We start from the raw sequence: 18058 nt of genomic DNA on the forward strand, positions 1-18058 counted from the left end.
CCCGCCTTCAGGCGGGCCAGTCCAGTCAGTAGGCGCGAAGCGTTCGGAACACCGCCGCAATTTTGCTGGCATCTTTGATGCCTGGCGCGCTTTCTACACCGGAATTAAAATCGAGTCCTGCACAACCCAACTGTGCGGCTTCCACACAGTTATCCGCGCTCAGCCCACCGGCCAGCAGAACATTCTTCAGGTCCTGCCCGTGTAGCAGCGACCAGTCAAAGGTCTGGCCCGAACCGCCCTGACCATTATCGAAAACGTAACGGTCAATATGCGGCCAGTTACGTTCTGGCAACGCGTCGCTGATGCTGAGCGCTTTCCAGATTTGTACCTGTTCAGGCAGTGCCTGATAAAGCGCAGCCACATAAGCGTGGTCTTCATCGCCATGCAACTGCACAGCAGACAGCTGCAATGATTCCACTTTAGTGACAATGTCACTTATTGCCGCATTGCGGAACACACCGACATAGTTAAGCGGGGCACCGGCTATCACGGCACGTGCTTTCTCGGTATCCACCTGACGCGGCGAGCCCTCGGCAAAAATAATTCCGCCGTAAATAGCGCCGGCATCACAGGCCGCGCAGGCATCTTCAGGGCGCGTCAGTCCGCATACCTTGTTGCTGCCCAGGGTGACACGTCGCACCGCAGCATGAAGATCCTCTTCTTCCATCAATGCCGAACCAATCAGGAAGCCATTTGCAAAATGACTCAGTTCACGCACATCGCGGTAATTGTTGATGCCCGATTCGCTGATAACGGTCACACCTTGCCCCAGGCGCGGCGCAAGCTGACGCGTCCGGTTGAGATCAATCGACAGATCGCGCAGGTCGCGGTTATTAATGCCGACCACTTTGGCTTCCAGCGCAATAGCGCGTTCCAGCTCCTGCTCATTGCTGACTTCAGTCAAAACGCCCATCTGCAGGCTGTGTGCGATGGCGGAAAGCTGACGATACTGCTCATCATCCACGACCGACAGCATCAGCAGGATGGCGTCAGCCTGATAAAAACGCGCCAGATAAATTTGATAAGGGTCGATGATAAAGTCTTTACACAGCACCGGCTGCGTAATCGCAGCACTGACGACGGGCAAAAAGGCAAAGTCGCCCTGGAAATATTTTTCGTCGGTTAATACCGAAACGGCAGAAGCATAATGGCGATACACCCCGGCGATCATTTCGGGATCGAAATCATCGCGGATCAGCCCTTTTGAAGGCGAAGCCTTTTTGCATTCCAGAATAAAGGCAGTGCGGGTGCCCTGCAGTGCGTCATAAAAACTACGGCTGGAAGGAACAATGCGCGGCTGGAAGCTCTCCAGCGGTTGCTGCTGCTTACGCGCTTCAACCCAGACGGCTTTGTCTTTCACGATTTTATCTAACACTGTACCCTGCATGATTATCCTCTTGATGCCAGAGCCACCACGCGCTCATAAGCCTGACCGCTACGGATGGCGTTAAGCGCACGCTGTGCATTTTCACGGAGATCTTCATTACCAAACACTTTCAGGAGCATGGCCACATTCATGGCAACCGCCTCCTCATGGGCCTGCTCGCCATTACCCTGGAGTAAACGTGTCAGAATGTCACGGTTTTCTTCGGGCGTGCCGCCTGCCAGCGCGTCTTTAGGATGAAATCCGAAACCAAAATCCTCCGGACTTAACTGATAGCGGGTGATTTCCCCTTCGCGCAGCTCGGCCACCTGTGTCACATCGTGCAGGGCAACCTCATCCATGCCGCCGCCATGTACCACGGCTGCACGCTGGTAGCCTAATACTTTCAGCGTCTTAGCAATCGGCAAGACCAGCTCAGGGCTGTACACGCCAATAACGGCTAACGGTGGGCGCGCAGGGTTGATCAGTGGCCCCAGAACGTTAAACAACGTGCGGGTCTTCAACTGCTGACGCACCGGCATAGCATGGCGAAAGCCCGTGTGGTACTGCGGTGCGAACAGGAAGCAGACATTCAGATCGTCCAGTGCGCGCCGCGCCAGCTCAGCGGGCATATCCAGGTTAATCCCGAAAGCGGCCAGCAGGTCGGATGACCCCGATTTGCTGGATACGCTGCGATTGCCATGTTTTGCCACCTTCAGACCACAGGTAGCGGCGACAAAGGCACTGGCGGTTGAAATATTAATGCTGTTACTGCCATCCCCGCCGGTGCCCACAATATCGGCGAACGCATAATCCGGACGCGGAAACGGTTTGGCATCTTCAAGTAAGGCACAGGCTGCCCCGGCGATTTCCTCCGGATTCTCGCCCCGGACTTTCATCGCAACCAACGCCGCCGCCAGTTGGGTAGGTTCAAGCTGGCCGGTAATAATGGCGCTGAACAGCTGGTGGCTTTCTGCCTGCGTCAGACTATGCGACTGGTAAAGTTTTTCCAGAATCGGTTGCATTGCGTTCTCCCTGTTACTTCGCCAGCGCCCAGGCAAGTGTCTGTTCAAGCAGACGTGCGCCCTGAGTGGTTAAAATGGATTCAGGATGGAACTGGAATCCGCAAACCCGATCGTGTTCATGACGGACGGCCATCACCATGCCGTTGTAGCTGGCATTGACCGTTAATTCGTCTGGTGTATTGCTGCCCACCAGTGAGTGGTAACGGGCAACGGGAAGAGGATTACTCAGTCCGGCAAACATCGCCTCGCCGTCATGGTTAATGGATGACGCTTTGCCATGCAAAATTTCACCGGCCTGACCGACATGGCCGCCATACGCTTCCACAATCGCCTGATGGCCCAGGCAGATCCCGATAATCGGTAACTTTCCGCGTAGCGCACGCAGCAGTTCGGGCATACAGCCCGCGTCTTTCGGCGCGCCAGGGCCGGGTGACAGCATCAGGACAGGATTGTCCATGCTCTGCAAACGTTCAGTCAGCAAAGCGGCCGGTACGTTGTTGCGGTAAATCACCACGTTGTGCCCAAAGGTGCGCAGTTGATCGACAAGGTTGTAGGTAAATGAGTCGATGTTATCCAGCAGCAGGATGTCAGCCATCAGAAGATCTCCTTGCAGTGATGAGCAGTGGCGATAGCGCGCAGCACCGCGCGGGCTTTATTGCGGCTTTCATCGGCCTCGGCCTGTGGGTTAGAGTCGAGCACCACGCCCGCGCCGGCCTGTACAGTGGCCACGCCGTCTTCCACGTAGGCTGAGCGGATGACAATACAGGTATCCAAATCACCGTTGGCGGTGAAATAGCCGACAGCGCCGCCGTAAATACCGCGTCGGGTGCCTTCGGCTTCAGCGATCAGTTGCATGGCGCGAACTTTAGGCGCGCCGCTCAGCGTGCCCATATTCATGCAGGCGCGGTAGGCATGTAGCACATCCAGATCTTCACGCAATGTCCCCACCACGCGGGAGACCAGGTGCATAACAAAGGAATAACGATCAACCTTGGTCAGATCCGCAACGTAGCGGCTTCCGGGACGACAAATGCGCGCCAGGTCATTGCGTGCGAGATCGACCAGCATCAGGTGCTCGGCCAGCTCTTTATGATCGGTGCGCATTTCAAGTTCGATACGGCTGTCCAGATCGCGGTCCAGCGAGCCATCCGCATGTCGACCGCGTGGACGCGTTCCGGCAATCGGGTAAATTTCGATCTGTCGTGAGGCGGCGTCGTACTTGAGCGAGCTTTCCGGCGAGGCGCCAAAGAGCGAAAAATCCTGATCCTGCATAAAGAACATATACGGGCTGGGATTACTGCGTTTTAACGTATCGTAAGCGGCCAGCGGCGACGGGCAGGGCAGTGAGAAGCGACGTGATGGCACGACCTGGAAGATCTCACCAATACGAATAGCATCCTGCATCTTCCTCACCACATTACAGTATTCCTCATCGCTCTGGCTGGTGGTCAGCGTCATCGTTTCGACCGGCTTGACGGGCAACGCAGGTGCAGGTTGCAGCATTTGTCCGTGTAACTGTTCAATACGGCTTTGCAGACGCTGGAATTCATGGGTGGACGGACAAAACAGGCTGGCCTGCAGGCGGGCACTGTGTGCCTGGTGATCGAGCACCAGCAGGGTTTCCGCCAGATAGAAACAGTAGTCAGGGCAGCGCTGCTCACTGCTGAGCGTCGGCAGGTCCTCAAAACCCGCGACCAGATCATAGGCAAACAGGCCGCCAACGAACACGGCTTCGCGCTCATCGGCGGGCGAGTTCACTAACTGCGGAATCACACGCAGGGCATCAAACACCGACAGGGCGCGTAAGCGAGAGTCTTCATCTTGCTGATCGTGGGTCGTCGTAAATGTTAACACCCGGCCATCAGGGCGCGATTCATTTTTGATTTCGGCGGGAAGCGCCTCGTCCAGCAGCGGCAGCAGCGCCCGACCATTATCAGACAGGGCCTGCACAGTGACGCAGTTACCCAGCGCGCTGATACGCAGGGCACTGTCGATGATCATCAGACTTTTTAAATTTTCCTTGCTGTCGATATCCGCAGATTCAAGCAGCAGCGTTGACGGGCGTGCGCCGCATAACTGATGAAAAACCGCGGCGGGATCTTCCCGATAAGGGGCGTTACCGGTAATTAACTTCACTGTAGGTTTTGCATTGAGCATGATGATTTCTCTGAATGTCGTCCAAAAAAAAGCCCGCTTGTTGGCGGGCTCAGGTATCTGCACAGGTTTACGCTAAGTGTGCACGACAACGCCGCCCGACCGGGAAACATTGCGCCACCAACCAGTGAAAAGCGTAATAACCATTTTCATAAACACATACCCGTCTGCGGTGAACTTGTGTACTAGTTAACTGGTTCGTGACAAAAATGTCAATACACTTTTTCAGTGACCCATAAAATCGTTATCATGCTGACCTGTTCCATCGCCAGCAGGAGTTGTTTTGAGCGATATCGCCCGTTTTCCGCTTTACGATCTACATAGTCATACACGGGCTTCCGATGGATTGCTATCCCCGCAGGCGCTGGTCGAGCGTGCGGTTGAAATGCGCGTAGGTGTGCTGGCCATTACCGATCACGATACCGTGGCGGGCGTCGCCGAGGCACAGCAGGCCGCATTACGTGCTTCGTTGCCAGTCAATGTCATAGCCGGCGTCGAGATTTCCACGCTGTGGGAAAATCATGAGATCCATATTGTTGGATTAAATATCGATATTCATCATCCCGTCATGACGCAGTTCCTCGCTGGTCAGTATACGACGCGACTGGAACGCGCCCAACGCATTGCTGAGCGGCTTGAAAAAGCCCAGATTCCCGATGCACTGGCGGGCGCCCTGCGTTTAGCCGAAGGGGGAATGATCACGCGGGGACATTTTGCCCGCTATCTGGTTGAGGTTGGCAAAGCGAGCACTATGGCGCAGGTATTCAAAAATTATCTGGCCAGAGGCAAAACCGGCTACGTGCCGCCGCAATGGTGTACAATTAATCAAGCCATTGATGCCATTCACCATTCTGGTGGCTGTGCGGTGCTGGCTCATCCGGGACGCTACGGATTGTCGGCAAAATGGCTGAAACGCCTGATCGCGTATTTTCGCGCTGCGGGGGGTGATGCTATCGAGGTGGCACAATGTCAGCAGGCACCCGATGAGCGTACCACGTTAGCCGGGTACGCCCGGGATAACGATCTGGCCGCATCGCAAGGTTCTGATTTTCATCAACCCTGCCCGTGGATTGAGTTAGGCCGCAAACTGTGGTTACCCGCAGCCGTAGAACCCGTCTGGGAACGCTTTCCCGCACTGGCTCCGGCTGCTGAATGCACGGAAAGGTGACAAGAGGTTTTTATGAGTCAACTGTTTCATATTCATCCGGATAATCCGCAACCGCGTCTGATTAACCAGGCTGTGGAGTACCTGAACAAAGGTGGCGTGATTGTTTATCCGACCGATTCAGGCTATGCCCTGGGATGTCGTCTGGAAGAAAAAGGCGCGATGGAGCGCATTTGCCGTATACGGCAACTGGATGGCCATCATAATTTCACACTGATGTGCCGCGATTTGTCTGAGTTGTCGGTGTATTCGCAGGTGGGCAACAGCGCGTTCCGCCTGATTAAAAATAACACGCCGGGCAATTACACGTTTATTCTGAAGGCGACGAAAGAAGTCCCGCGCCGTCTGATGAACGAGAAACGTAAAACCATTGGTTTACGTGTCCCGTCGAATCCAGTGGCCCTGGCTTTACTGGAAGCGCTTAATGAACCGATGATGTCGACATCCTTGATTCTGCCAGGCAATGATTTCACTGAATCTGATCCGGAAGACATTCAGCACAGTATTGGTAAGCTGGTGGACTTAATCATTGACGGCGGCACGCTGGGACAGCAGCCTACCACCGTGATTGATTTGACCAGTGATGCCCCTGAAATTGTCCGTGAAGGCGCTGGCGACACAACGCCTTTTATGTAAGACCGTCAGGTTTTACGGGTGTCAGGAATCGTCGCCTGTAACCAGTTTTTAAACTGGCCGTAAGGGATATAGAGTGACACATCTTTCAGTATCACTTTCCCGCTACGGCCATTTTTAATTGAATCGGAATACCCGACGATCACGCCGCCGATGGTATCGTCACTATTGAAGACCCCACCGCCAGACATCCCCTGAACCACGCCAGCATTGGAAGCCATCGCGATGCACGGACTTTTATTCCAGAGGTTACGAATGGCGGTGCGTGCGAGATTCACACCCTTTGATTCAACAGGTAGCGCCGAAATATAGCTGTAACCGTACATCTTTACGTGATCGCCAATATCGGTGCTGCGGAAGTGAGCCAGCGTATCCGGCGGATTCTTGTGATAAATAATCGCAAGGTCGCAGTAAGGGTGATAAGACTTCACGCGCTGCACGGCAAATTTTGCCACATGCGCGGCAGTCAGGCTGTATTCAGGCGTCAACGGAATAGTGGTGCCCAGCGTGCCTAAACCCAGAATCGTCGGAATGCCTGTCACGCTCATATCCACGTGCTGCATTGCCGTTCGGCTGTACTCGGTATGGCCCACGGAACAACCGCTCAGCGCCAACGCAATCAACGCTGAACTTACAAAACGTTTTTTCATGGTGGTGTCTTCGCTTAAGCATGCCAGTAAAATCCCTGGTGAAGATTAAGGACATGCAAATTAAAGCTCATCGTGAGCCGTATTAACGCAGCGTTTCCCGATGCGCCAGTATTAAGATTAATAACAACCCTTTAGCGTGCTGCAATTTAATGCCTGGGTCAGAAATAACTGACACCGTACGGATTAAAATCTGCTCACTGTCCGGTCGCATAATGTGTTATCGGCAATAGATTGCAATAGTCCAATTTTTTTTAACTTTACGAGGGTAGAAAAAAAAGTCATTGCGGACTTAATGATAAAAAACAGGGTGATGACCACCTTCTTATTCTTTCATTATCGGCTGATGAATAAAATTGTACAGTGATTTTTATGTTGTATAGCTTTTCCCGACGCAACCTGTTGATAATAGAGTAAACAGGATGCATTGAAGATGCGAGACGGGCTAACAGAGGGCTGGCGGGGCCCACAATGATTTTATTTGACTTAAGTAGCGGTGTTTTGTTTTTATTTTTTGTAAACAGCCACAAAAATAAAACTGTTTAGCGCGCCGACTGAGTGTGAGCCGTTAATGAAAAGTATCAGGCCAGATACCTGGAGACTTAATCATTAATGCGCTACCGGTTTTGGCAGGAGATGATTTATAAGAGGGAGTAAAGACGGAAATAAAGCCAATAGCTGCGATAAGTAACATTAATTAAAATGAAGTAACCAAGTGTGACATTCAGATAATATTTTCCCCTGCTACGATTGTGTCATTTGACTTAATTACCCTAAATAAACGTGTGTGCTTATAATGATCTTCTCGCGCGATCACCAGGACGCAACGCAGCCATCTAATTCGACCAGATCTTAACCGGACCAGGCGTGAGCGCGTAGGGATCGTCACGCCCGGGACAGGTGTCGTAAGGCACGGGTCAGCAGCCAGGCCCCGTACGCCGCTTCCGGGCGGCACATTACGGGTTACAATGCCTCAGACATGCTGTATAATGGGGCCAACAGGAAAATATAACCTATTGATTTTAAGGGTTTAATTACCTAATCCATCCGACGCCTGGGAAGGCGACAATGAGGTAGCTCCATGAGCGAGAAGTTACAAAAAGTCTTAGCGCGTGCCGGTCACGGTTCGCGTCGTGAAATTGAAGCGATGATTGCGGCCGGACGCGTGAGCGTTGACGGTAAGCTTGCCACACTCGGCGATCGCATCGAAAACAATAAAGCCCTGAAAATCCGTATTGATGGCCATCTGGTATCGATTGCTGAATCTGCAACAGAAGTGTGCCGTGTGCTGGCGTATTACAAACCTGAAGGTGAACTCTGCACACGCAGCGATCCTGAAGGGCGGCCTACGGTCTTCGATCGTCTGCCGCGCCTGCGCGGTTCACGCTGGATTGCCGTTGGCCGCCTTGACGTGAACACCTGTGGACTCATGCTTTTTACAACGGATGGTGAACTGGCTAACCGCCTGATGCATCCCAGCCGGGAAGTGGAACGTGAATACGCGGTGCGTGTGTTTGGCCAGGTTGACGATGACAAAATTCGTCAGCTCAGTAAAGGTGTGCAACTGGAAGATGGTCCGGCAGCGTTCAAAACATTGCGTTTTGCGGGTGGAGAAGGCATCAACCAGTGGTACAACGTCACCCTGACTGAAGGACGCAACCGTGAAGTTCGCCGTTTATGGGAAGCCGTGGGTGTGCAGGTCAGCCGTTTGATGCGTGTCCGCTATGGCGACATCACCTTGCCAAAAGGTGTACCACGCGGTGGCTGGATGGAACTGGATCTGCCAGCGGTCAATTATCTGCGCAATCTGGTAGGAATGGATGACGAAACCGTCACCAAACTGGCGGTTGAGAAAGATCGCCGTCGTACAAAAGCCAATCAGATTCGTCGGGCCGTGAAACGTCACAGCCAGGCCAGTGGCAGACCCGCTCGTCGTAATGCCAGTAGCAAACGCAACGCAACCTGAGTGCCTGCCGGGTTGATATAAGGCTATAAAAAAGCCGCAACATCGTCTGTTGCGGCTTTTTACTTTCTGGCTGACGCTCCCGGACATCTTACCGGTGGAAGAGGGGAAACGCGCCGGTTACTAAGCCGCCCGCCATCAGCACCAGGCTAATCAAAATCCCCCATTTTATGGCAAAACGTTGATGGTCACCGATATCCACTTTGGCCAGACCGACTAACAGATAGACCGACGGCACCAGTGGACTCAGCAGATGGAAGGGTTGGCCCACAATGGAGGCTCGGGCAATTTCTTCTGCTGAAATGCCATAGCTGGCGGCCGTCTGCGCGATGACAGGCAGAATGCCAAAGTAGAAAGCATCGTTGGACATAAAAAAGGTAAACGGCAGACTGATCAGGGCGGTAAATAGCGCAAGATAAGGTCCGAAACTGTGCGGAATAAAGGCCAGCAGACTTTTCGCCATGGCGTCCACCATGCCGGTACCTGACAGTATGCCGGTAAAAATACCTGCCGCAAAAATCAAGGCAGTCACCGCCAGCACATTACTGGCGTGTGAACCGATACGGGCTTTTTGCTCCTCAAGCGAGGGGTAATTAAGCATGACGGCAATTGCAAAAGCCAGCATAAACAGAATCTGGATGGGCATGGCACCCACCACCAGAAGCACCAGCAGTACCGTGGTCAGAATAAAGTTTGGCCAGAACATTTTGGGCCGGCGATTTGCTGCGCATTCGTCTGCATCACCCAGGCCCAGTTCGATATTATTCAGATGGTCGTCGCTAATGCGCATGACGCCCAGACGTTTACGTTCCTGTAGCCCAAACATGAAGGCCAGACCGACAAGAGCAACACAGGCGATAAGGATGGCCGGTAGCATGGGAATGAAAATATCCAGCGCATCAATGCGCAGCGCGGCCGCCGCGCGGGCTGTGGGGCCTCCCCACGGCGACAGGTTCATGATGCCGCTGGCCAGGTTAACCAGGCAGGTCATTGCCAGCACATTCATGCCCAGTTTCCGGTAGAGGGGAAGAAACGCGGCAATGGCAATCATATAGGTGGTGGAACTGTCGCCATCCAGCGAGACCAGCAAGGTTAATACAGCGGTACCGACCAGCACTTTAAGCGGGTCGCCACGCACAATTTTCAGGATGAAACGCACCAGCGGATCAAACAGTCCGGCATCGATCATCAGGCCGAAATAGAGAATAGAAAACGTCAGCATCACACCCGTCGGAGCCAGCGTTTTGACCCCGTTCAGCATCATTTCCCCAAGTCCGTGATAAAACCCGCCGATAAGCGCAAAAAGCGTCGGGATAAGAATGAGCGCGATTAGCGCTGACATGCGTTTGGTCATGATCAGATACATGAAACAAACCACCATCGTAAAGCCCAGTATGGTCAGCAAAATAAGAGCCCTCTTATTGGCAAAAGTTATTCAATTGTTATCAGAAAGAACATTTAATTATGGAATCGATTAGCACGGTAATGATTAACCTGTTGATTTGATTAACCACGCACAATGGGATGATATTAAAGCTAAATATTTTTTATCATTTATTTAACATTGAAGAGTGATCCCGATCGGTTTTACGTCTCTCAACGGTAAAAATATGTGATTGAGATCAATCATGGCGGCGGCGGATGACGCCGGTTTTCAGGCAGGGTTTCTGGAAAAGGCGCGTAAAACGTTTCGCAAAATTAACATGAATGGAAAATAAAAGCGGGAAAAGCCCTGAGGACCAGCTGTGCCAGGCTGCAATGACAATAAGCGGGCATGCAGGCCGATAAACAGGGAAAAGGAAGTACAGAGGGGGCACAGCGTAAGATAAGCAGGCCGGATGCATAAGGGCAGCCAGCCTGCGGTAAAGGCTACCAGTCTATTCCCTGCTGTGCCTGGATACCGGCGTCAAAGGCATGTTTCACCGGACGCATTTCCGTCACGGTGTCAGCCATATCCAGTAAGGTGCGATGGCAACCCCGACCCGTAAGGATGACGCTTTGGTGGGCAGGACGGCCTTGCAGAGCGGTTACCAGCTCGTCGAGTGGCAGATAATCCATACTGATCATGTAGGTGATTTCATCCAGAATCACTAAATCAAGCGTGTCATCCGACAGCATGCGTCTGGCATGATCCCAGACGGCCAGGCAGGCCGCTGTGTCGGTCTGGCGATTTTGCGTTTCCCAGGTAAAACCCGTGGCCATTACCTGAAACTCCACCCCGTGCCGGGCCAGAAGGTTGCGTTCGCCGTTGGGCCATTCTCCCTTAATGAACTGAATGGCCGCGGCACGTTTGCCATGCCCGCAGGCGCGTAGAGCCGTGCCAAACGCAGCGGTGGTTTTCCCTTTACCGTTTCCGGTAAACACCATCAAAATGCCTCTGACTTGCTGAGCGGCAGCAATGCGGGCATCCACCTGTTCTTTCAGACGCTGTTGCCGCTGTTGATGACGATCGCTGGTCATTACTCTGCGGCCCCGGGTTTTCTGCCTGGCTGCGCATCGAAGCTCATACCAGTTTTACGGCGGCTGTCATCGCCCATTAAATAGAGGTAAAGAGGCATGATATCGGCAGGCGTTTTGAGTTTACCGGCGTCTTCCTGAGGAAACGCACTGGCGCGCATTTTCGTACGCGTACCGCCAGGATTAATACAGTTAACCCGCAATGCCTGATTTTTATACTCGTCGGCCAGCACCTGCATCATGCCTTCTGTGGCGAACTTTGATACCGCGTAGGCACCCCAACCCGCGCGCCCGGTACGGCCCACACTTGACGTCGTAAATACCAGCGAGCCGCTTTCGGATTTGAGCAGCAACGGCAATAGCGCCTGGGTAAGGTAAAACGTGGCATCAACATTAATTTTCATGACCTGTTGCCAGATTTGCGGATCCAGGTCGGCCAGCGGAACAATCTCACCTAAGATACTGGCGTTATGTAACACACCATCCAGACGGGAGAATGTTTGCGCCAGTTCCTGCGCTAGCTGCGCACAGCGTGCCGGCGTGGCGTCTGAAAGATCCAATACCACCGAATGGGCAGGGCGCTTGTTCAGTTGGTTTATCAACGCTTCTGTCTGCTGCAGCTTTTCAGCGCTGCGCCCCAGTAAAATCACCTCCGCGCCGAAGCGTGCGTAGGTCAGGGCCGCTTCGCGTCCAATGCCGTCAGAAGCACCCGTCACCAGGATAATACGATGGGCAAGTAGATCATCTTTCGGTTGATAATGCATGTTGGGAACCTCCCGCAACGTCTGGGTTTTTCGCTTTATGCCCTAATTCAGGGCACGACGCAATTAGCAATAGGGACAATCTGTGCCAGATGCTGGCATTTCAGGCGACGCAGTAGCATAAACCCGTTAAACTAGGCGTTTGTCAGTAATCCTCTGTTTAATAAGGCGACACGATGGATCTTCTTTTGAGTTATGGATTGTTTTTAGCAAAAGCGGTGACGGTGGTCGTTGCCATTGCTGCCATCGTCATGATTGTTGTGCATGCCGCTCAGCGTAAACGTCACCCGGGCGGACAACTGCGATTAACGCGGTTAGATGACGATTACAACAAGATGAAAGAGGCGTTGCAGCTTGAGAAAATGAAACCGCAGGCGCAAAAACTGTGGTTAAAAAACCATAAAAAGGCTGAAAAACAGAAGGCGAAAGCAGAGAAACGCGACGCGAAGCAGGGCAATGTCGACACCGTTAAACCCACGTTGTACGTGCTTAATTTCAATGGCAGCATCGATGCCAGTGAAGTGAAATCGCTACGCGAAGAAATTTCAGCCATTCTGGCGGTTGCCCAGCCGGGCGATGAGGTATTACTGCGTCTGGAAAGCCCGGGCGGCATGGTTCACGGTTATGGCCTGGCGGCGTCACAATTGCAGCGCCTGCGTGATGCCGGGTTGAACCTGACAGCGGCCGTGGACAAAGTGGCGGCGAGCGGCGGCTATATGATGGCCTGTGTGGCCAATACCATCGTGGCCGCGCCTTTTGCCGTCATCGGTTCCATCGGGGTTGTCGCGCAAATCCCTAACTTCAACCGTCTGTTGAAACGTAATGACATTGACGTTGAGTTACACACGGCGGGTCAGTACAAACGTACGCTGACGCTGTTTGGTGAAAACACCGAAGAAGGACGTGAAAAGTTTCAGCAGGATTTGAACGAAACCCACCTGTTGTTTAAACAGTTTGTTCATGAAATGCGTCCTTCCCTCGACATTGACCGGGTGGCAACCGGCGAGCACTGGTATGGCCGGCAGGCGCTTGGACTGGGCCTGATCGATCGCATTTCGACCAGTGACGATCTCATTATCGCGAATATGGCGAAATTCACGGTACTGGGCGTGACGTATGTGCGCCGTCGTTCAAAAATCGATCGCCTGACGCAAAGCGCAGGGCAGGTGCTTGAGCGCATTATGCTTAAATGGTGGCAGCGCAGCGACAAACGGTTTTTGTGATGCATCGACCCGGCTCAGGCCGGGTTTTTTATACCAGGTGATAACGGGGTGACAGCAGAACGGCCAGGTGTTTGAACAGGTTGAACACCGCCGTGGTTTTTGCGGTCGGCAGGCCTTCCGCGTCCAAAAAGTACGGCCCTTTAAACACCAGCACGTCGCCCTGCTGGCTGACGGCAGTAGCTTCCATACCGGCGATAAAATCATCATGTTCCCTGAGCATCGCGTTAGCGATGTCTAACAGTGCCTGGGACGACACTCCCTCAGTCAGATTCTGCATATGTCTGTGCCTTTTTGACAGTCTGATAATTCTTTCTATATTACTTCCGTACTGCACTGTTCGACAAATCGTGAGCAGGAGTAAAAAAAGGGCTTTCCTCACACCAGATGCTAATTAAGTTGCGTAACAGATTTTATCAGGTACAGTGTGGGCGTTTCTGATTCCAGGGATATTGCACCGGGAAGTGCGATTAAGTCAGGCAGAAAAAGCGATTTTTATCATAAAGTTGCACTGTAAAGAATCGACTGACCAGAGATTGAGCCCCACGTCTTGAAATACCAAACAGGCGTAGCAATATTGAACCCGATGGGTTTTCAGGGCGTCCAATCCTCTCCCGTTGAGCAGGATGTATTCATTAGGTAAAGGTAAATATGGGTAAAGCACTCGTTATTGTTGAGTCCCCGGCAAAGGCTAAAACAATCAATAAATACCTCGGCAGTGGCTACGTGGTGAAATCCAGCGTGGGCCATATCCGGGATCTGCCGACCAGTGGTTCAACCGCCAAAAAAAGTGCTGAAACCCCGACAGATAAGAAAGCCAAAAAAGTTAAGAAGGATGAGAAAGCCGCGCTGGTCAGTCGTATGGGCGTTGATCCCTATCACGGCTGGGAAGCGGATTATCAAATCCTGCCCAATAAAGAGAAAGTGGTAGCGGAACTTAAAGCTTTAGCCGAGAACGCCGACCATATCTATCTCGCAACCGACCTTGACCGCGAAGGGGAAGCCATTGCGTGGCACCTGCGGGAAGTGATCGGGGGTGACGATAAGCGCTTTAGCCGCGTGGTGTTCAATGAGATCACCAAAAATGCGATTCGCCAGGCGTTTGAAACGCCGGGCGAACTCAACATTGACCGCGTCAATGCACAGCAGGCACGCCGCTTTATGGACCGTGTCGTGGGGTACATGGTATCCCCGTTATTATGGAAAAAAATCGCGCGAGGCCTGTCTGCCGGTCGCGTGCAGTCTGTTGCTGTCCGGTTAGTGGTTGAGCGTGAGCGTGAAATCAAAGCTTTTGTGCCCGAAGAGTACTGGGAACTGAGCGCTAACCTGACCACGCCGAAGGGCGATGAGCTGACGATGGACGTCACTCATGCGGGCGATAAACCGTTTCGTCCGGTCAATCACGACCAGACGCACGCCGCGCTGGCTCTGCTGGAAAAAGCGCGCTTTGCGGTCACGGACCGTGAAGACAAGCCAACCAGCAGCAAACCCGGCGCGCCGTTTATTACCTCCACGTTGCAGCAGGCGGCGAGTACCCGGCTGGGCTTTGGCGTGAAAAAGACCATGATGATGGCGCAGCGCCTTTATGAAGCGGGCCATATCACCTATATGCGTACCGATTCCACGAACCTGAGCCAGGATGCGGTTTCGATGGTGCGCGGCTACATTGAAGGCCATTTTGGTAAAAAGTACCTGCCCGATGCGGCGAATACCTTCGCCAGCAAAGAGAATTCGCAGGAAGCGCATGAAGCCATCCGTCCATCAGATGTGGAAGTGCTGGCCGAGCAGCTCAAAGATATGGAAGCGGATGCGCAGAAACTGTATCAGCTTATCTGGCGTCAGTTTGTCGCCTGTCAGATGACACCGGCACAGTACGATTCGACCACGCTGACAGTCACGGCAGGGGATTACAAACTGAAGGCCAAAGGGCGTACGCTGCGCTTTGACGGCTGGACCAAAGTCATGCCTGCGCTGCGTAAGAATGATGAGGATCGTACTTTACCACCGGTTAACGTTGGCGATGAGCTGAGCCTGCAGGACCTGTTACCCAGCCAGCACTTTACCAAGCCACCGGCTCGCTTTAGTGAAGCTTCACTGGTCCGTGAGCTGGAAAAACGCGGTATCGGCCGTCCTTCGACCTATGCGGCCATCATTTCCACTATCCAGGATCGTGGCTACGTCAGGGTGGAAAACCGCCGCTTTTACGCTGAAAAAATGGGCGAAATTGTCACCGATCGTCTGGAAGAGAACTTCCGCGAGCTGATGAATTACGACTTTACCGCTCACATGGAAAACAGCCTCGACCAGGTCGCCAACAATCAGGCGGAGTGGAAGGCGGTTCTGGATCGCTTCTTCTCCGATTTCAGCCAGCAGTTGGAACAGGCTGAGAAAGATCCGGAAGAAGGCGGAATGCAGCCGAATCAGATGGTCCTGACCTCCATCGACTGCCCAACCTGCGGCCGTAAAATGGGGATTCGGACAGCCAGCACCGGTGTTTTCCTGGGGTGTTCAGGCTATGCGTTACCGCCGAAAGAGCGTTGCAAGCAAACCATCAACCTGATTCCGGAAAATGAAGTTCTGAATATTCTGGAAGGGGACGATGCCGAAACCAACGCGCTGCGTGCCCGTCGTCGTTGCCAGAAATGTGGCACAGCGATGGACAGCTATCTGATTGATAACGGACGCAAGCTGCACGTTTGCGGTAACAACCCTGAGTGCGATGGTTATGAAATCGAAGAAGGGGAGTTTCGTATCAAGGGCTACGATGGTCCTGTCGTCGAGTGCGAAAAATGTGGTTCTGAAATGCACCTGAAAATGGGGCGTTTCGGTAAGTACATGGCCTGTACCAATGATGACTGTAAGAACACCCGTAAGATTTTGCGTAATGGCGATGTCGCCCCGCCGAAAGAAGATCCCGTGCCGCTGCCCGAACTGCCGTGTGAAAAATCGGATGCGTATTTTGTGTTGCGTGACGGTGCTGCCGGTGTGTTCCTGGCCGCCAATACCTTCCCCAAATCGCGTGAAACCCGCGCACCGTTGGTGGAAGAGCTGCAGCGTTTCCACGACCGTTTACCTGAGAAGTTGAAATATCTGGCCGAAGCGCCAGCAACCGATCCGGAAGGCAACAAGACGCTGGTGCGCTTTAGCCGTAAAACGAAACAGCAGTATGTGGCGTCTGAAAAAGACGGCAAAGCGACAGGCTGGTCAGCGTTTTACATTGACGGCAAGTGGCAGGAAGCGAAAAAGTAACCCTGTAAGGCCAGCATTGCTGGCCTTTTTTCCCCGCCTTATATCATTCCGTTCTACATTGATACTTAAAATGCTATAGTGGTTATAGCATTTCCGATCCCTTCTTTCTGCTCAGCACCTTTCACCCGCCTGGGCGACAGTACGCCACCCGGGGATGCGACTCTGTAACCGACCAGGATAACAACAGATATGAAATTACAGCAGTTGCGCTATATCGTAGAAGTCGTGAACCACAACCTGAATGTTTCATCGACAGCAGAAGGGCTTTACACCTCGCAGCCGGGCATCAGTAAGCAGGTCCGTATGCTGGAGGATGAGCTTGGGGTGCAGATTTTCGCCCGCAGCGGTAAGCACCTGACGCAGGTTACGCCCGCCGGTGAAGAAATCATTCGCATTGCACGCGAAGTGCTTTCCAAAGTGGATGCCATTAAATCTGTCGCAGGTGAACATACCTGGCCGGATAAAGGCTCGTTATATGTTGCCACTACGCACACTCAGGCGCGCTATGCGCTGCCCGGCGTGATTAAGGGCTTTATCGAACGTTATCCACGTGTCTCGCTGCATATGCATCAGGGTTCACCAACGCAGATTGCCGAGGCGGTTTCTAAAGGCAACGCAGACTTTGCAATTGCCACGGAAGCGCTCCACCTCTACGACGATCTCATTATGCTACCGTGCTATCACTGGAACCGCGCTATCGTGGTCACGCCAGACCATCCGCTGGCGGGAAAAGGGCAGGTGACGATAGAGGAGCTGGCCGATTTTCCGCTGGTAACCTATACCTTCGGCTTCACCGGACGCTCCGAGCTGGATACCGCCTTTATGCGCGCGGGGTTGACGCCACGTATCGTCTTTACCGCAACGGATGCCGACGTCATTAAAACATATGTTCGCCTGGGGCTGGGCGTAGGGGTGATTGCGAGTATGGCGGTGGATCCCGTTGCTGATCCTGACCTCGTCAGAATTGAAGCCTCTGAAATCTTCACCAACAGTACGACGAAGATTGGTTTCCGCCGCAGCACCTTCCTGCGCAGTTATATGTATGACTTCATCCAGCGCTTCGCCCCCCATCTGACGCGCGATGTTGTGGATACGGCAGTGGCGTTGCGTTCCAACGAGGACATTGAGGCCATGTTTAAAGATATCAAGCTGCCGTTTAAGTAACGGTTATCTGTCGTCGCGTATTCTCAGGCTGCTTAGTGCAGCCTTTTTTATGCAAGAATGTTAGCGCCATGTTTATATTGAGAAGTTTCATTATCTTTTTGTAAATGTAACGTCGATCACATGTTTAAAGCTTGCTGTATCTTAAATGCGAAATACGACACATTTTTGACGCGATTTCTTTGCGGGCTGCCAGGATTATTCCCATACTCCAGTTAACGCTTGATGGAGAAGCTTTTATTTAGGGGTTAGTTAACACG

At 52.9% G+C, this 18058-nt stretch carries 13 protein-coding genes, 1 pseudogene and 1 other annotated feature; of the genes and pseudogenes, 6 read left to right on the forward strand and 8 right to left on the reverse strand.

Going from position 1 to position 18058, the window contains the following annotated elements; translation table 11 throughout:
* Window positions 1–25: 25 nt before the first annotated feature.
* The 3 genes and pseudogenes from trpCF to C7433_RS01020 form a co-directional block, all read right to left on the reverse strand.
* Window positions 26–1387 carry a bifunctional indole-3-glycerol-phosphate synthase TrpC/phosphoribosylanthranilate isomerase TrpF gene (gene trpCF, locus C7433_RS01005; RefSeq protein ID WP_033741841.1) on the reverse strand — a complete coding sequence of 454 codons (1362 nt, stop codon included), beginning with the start codon at window positions 1385–1387 and terminating at the stop codon, window positions 26–28.
* A 2-nt stretch (window positions 1388–1389) separates the two neighbouring features.
* Window positions 1390–2983 (reverse strand): annotated as a pseudogene (gene trpD, locus C7433_RS23805) (bifunctional anthranilate synthase glutamate amidotransferase component TrpG/anthranilate phosphoribosyltransferase TrpD).
* Window positions 2983–4545, reverse strand: coding sequence for an anthranilate synthase component 1 (locus C7433_RS01020; RefSeq protein WP_054633693.1), 1563 nt, complete (start codon window positions 4543–4545; stop codon window positions 2983–2985). The pseudogene trpD and the gene C7433_RS01020 overlap by 1 nt, the downstream one beginning before the upstream one ends.
* A gap of 23 nt (window positions 4546–4568) precedes the next feature.
* Window positions 4569–4671, reverse strand: a sequence feature (Trp leader region).
* A gap of 154 nt (window positions 4672–4825) precedes the next feature.
* Between C7433_RS01020 and C7433_RS01025 the strand changes: the two genes are divergently transcribed.
* Both C7433_RS01025 and C7433_RS01030 read left to right on the forward strand, forming a co-directional pair.
* Window positions 4826–5710 (forward strand): PHP domain-containing protein, encoded by an 885-nt coding sequence (locus tag C7433_RS01025; RefSeq protein WP_006119350.1) that lies wholly within the window; start codon window positions 4826–4828, stop codon window positions 5708–5710.
* 12 nt (window positions 5711–5722) lie between these two features.
* Window positions 5723–6343, forward strand: coding sequence for an L-threonylcarbamoyladenylate synthase (locus C7433_RS01030; RefSeq protein ID WP_039340183.1), 621 nt, complete (start codon window positions 5723–5725; stop codon window positions 6341–6343).
* Between the two features lie 5 nt (window positions 6344–6348).
* Here the strand turns inward: C7433_RS01030 and C7433_RS01035 are convergent, their stop codons facing one another.
* A complete protein-coding gene (locus C7433_RS01035) occupies window positions 6349–6990 on the reverse strand; it encodes a hypothetical protein (protein WP_006119348.1) in 642 nt (213 codons plus the stop codon).
* Between the two features lie 1078 nt (window positions 6991–8068).
* Here C7433_RS01035 and rluB point away from each other — a divergent pair.
* On the forward strand, window positions 8069–8953 hold the full coding sequence (gene rluB / locus C7433_RS01040) for a 23S rRNA pseudouridine(2605) synthase RluB (protein WP_006119347.1): 885 nt from the start codon (window positions 8069–8071) through the stop codon (window positions 8951–8953).
* Window positions 8954–9041: 88 nt separating this feature from the next.
* On the opposite strand, the gene C7433_RS01045 is transcribed toward rluB, so the two are convergent.
* The 3 genes from C7433_RS01045 to C7433_RS01055 all read right to left on the reverse strand — a co-directional run bounded on the left by C7433_RS01045 (window position 9042) and on the right by C7433_RS01055 (window position 12171).
* Entirely contained in the window at window positions 9042–10355 is a 1314-nt protein-coding gene (locus tag C7433_RS01045) for a CitMHS family transporter (protein ID WP_039340186.1), read from the reverse strand.
* 464 nt (window positions 10356–10819) lie between these two features.
* Window positions 10820–11410 carry a cob(I)yrinic acid a,c-diamide adenosyltransferase gene (gene cobO / locus C7433_RS01050; RefSeq protein WP_039340187.1) on the reverse strand — a complete coding sequence of 197 codons (591 nt, stop codon included), beginning with the start codon at window positions 11408–11410 and terminating at the stop codon, window positions 10820–10822.
* Complete coding sequence (locus tag C7433_RS01055; protein WP_006119341.1) at window positions 11410–12171, reverse strand: YciK family oxidoreductase; 762 nt, start codon at window positions 12169–12171, stop codon at window positions 11410–11412. Before C7433_RS01055 ends, cobO begins: the two co-directional genes overlap by 1 nt.
* 173 nt (window positions 12172–12344) lie before the next feature.
* Between C7433_RS01055 and sohB the strand changes: the two genes are divergently transcribed.
* Window positions 12345–13391, forward strand: a complete 1047-nt coding sequence (gene sohB, locus C7433_RS01060) for a protease SohB (RefSeq protein WP_006119340.1) — start codon at window positions 12345–12347, stop codon at window positions 13389–13391.
* Window positions 13392–13419: 28 nt separating this feature from the next.
* On the opposite strand, the gene C7433_RS01065 is transcribed toward sohB, so the two are convergent.
* On the reverse strand, window positions 13420–13668 hold the full coding sequence (locus C7433_RS01065; RefSeq protein WP_039340191.1) for a DUF2498 family protein: 249 nt from the start codon (window positions 13666–13668) through the stop codon (window positions 13420–13422).
* A gap of 371 nt (window positions 13669–14039) precedes the next feature.
* Here C7433_RS01065 and topA point away from each other — a divergent pair, with 371 nt between their 5' ends.
* Both topA and cysB read left to right on the forward strand, forming a co-directional pair.
* Window positions 14040–16637 (forward strand): type I DNA topoisomerase, encoded by a 2598-nt coding sequence (gene topA / locus C7433_RS01070; protein WP_006119337.1) that lies wholly within the window; start codon window positions 14040–14042, stop codon window positions 16635–16637.
* Between the two features lie 189 nt (window positions 16638–16826).
* Window positions 16827–17801, forward strand: coding sequence for an HTH-type transcriptional regulator CysB (gene cysB, locus C7433_RS01075; protein ID WP_033741825.1), 975 nt, complete (start codon window positions 16827–16829; stop codon window positions 17799–17801).
* Window positions 17802–18058 lie beyond the last annotated feature (257 nt).

Origin of the sequence: Pantoea sp. PNA 03-3 (assembly GCF_003201175.1) — a bacterium.
Taxonomy (GTDB): domain Bacteria; phylum Pseudomonadota; class Gammaproteobacteria; order Enterobacterales; family Enterobacteriaceae; genus Pantoea; species Pantoea stewartii.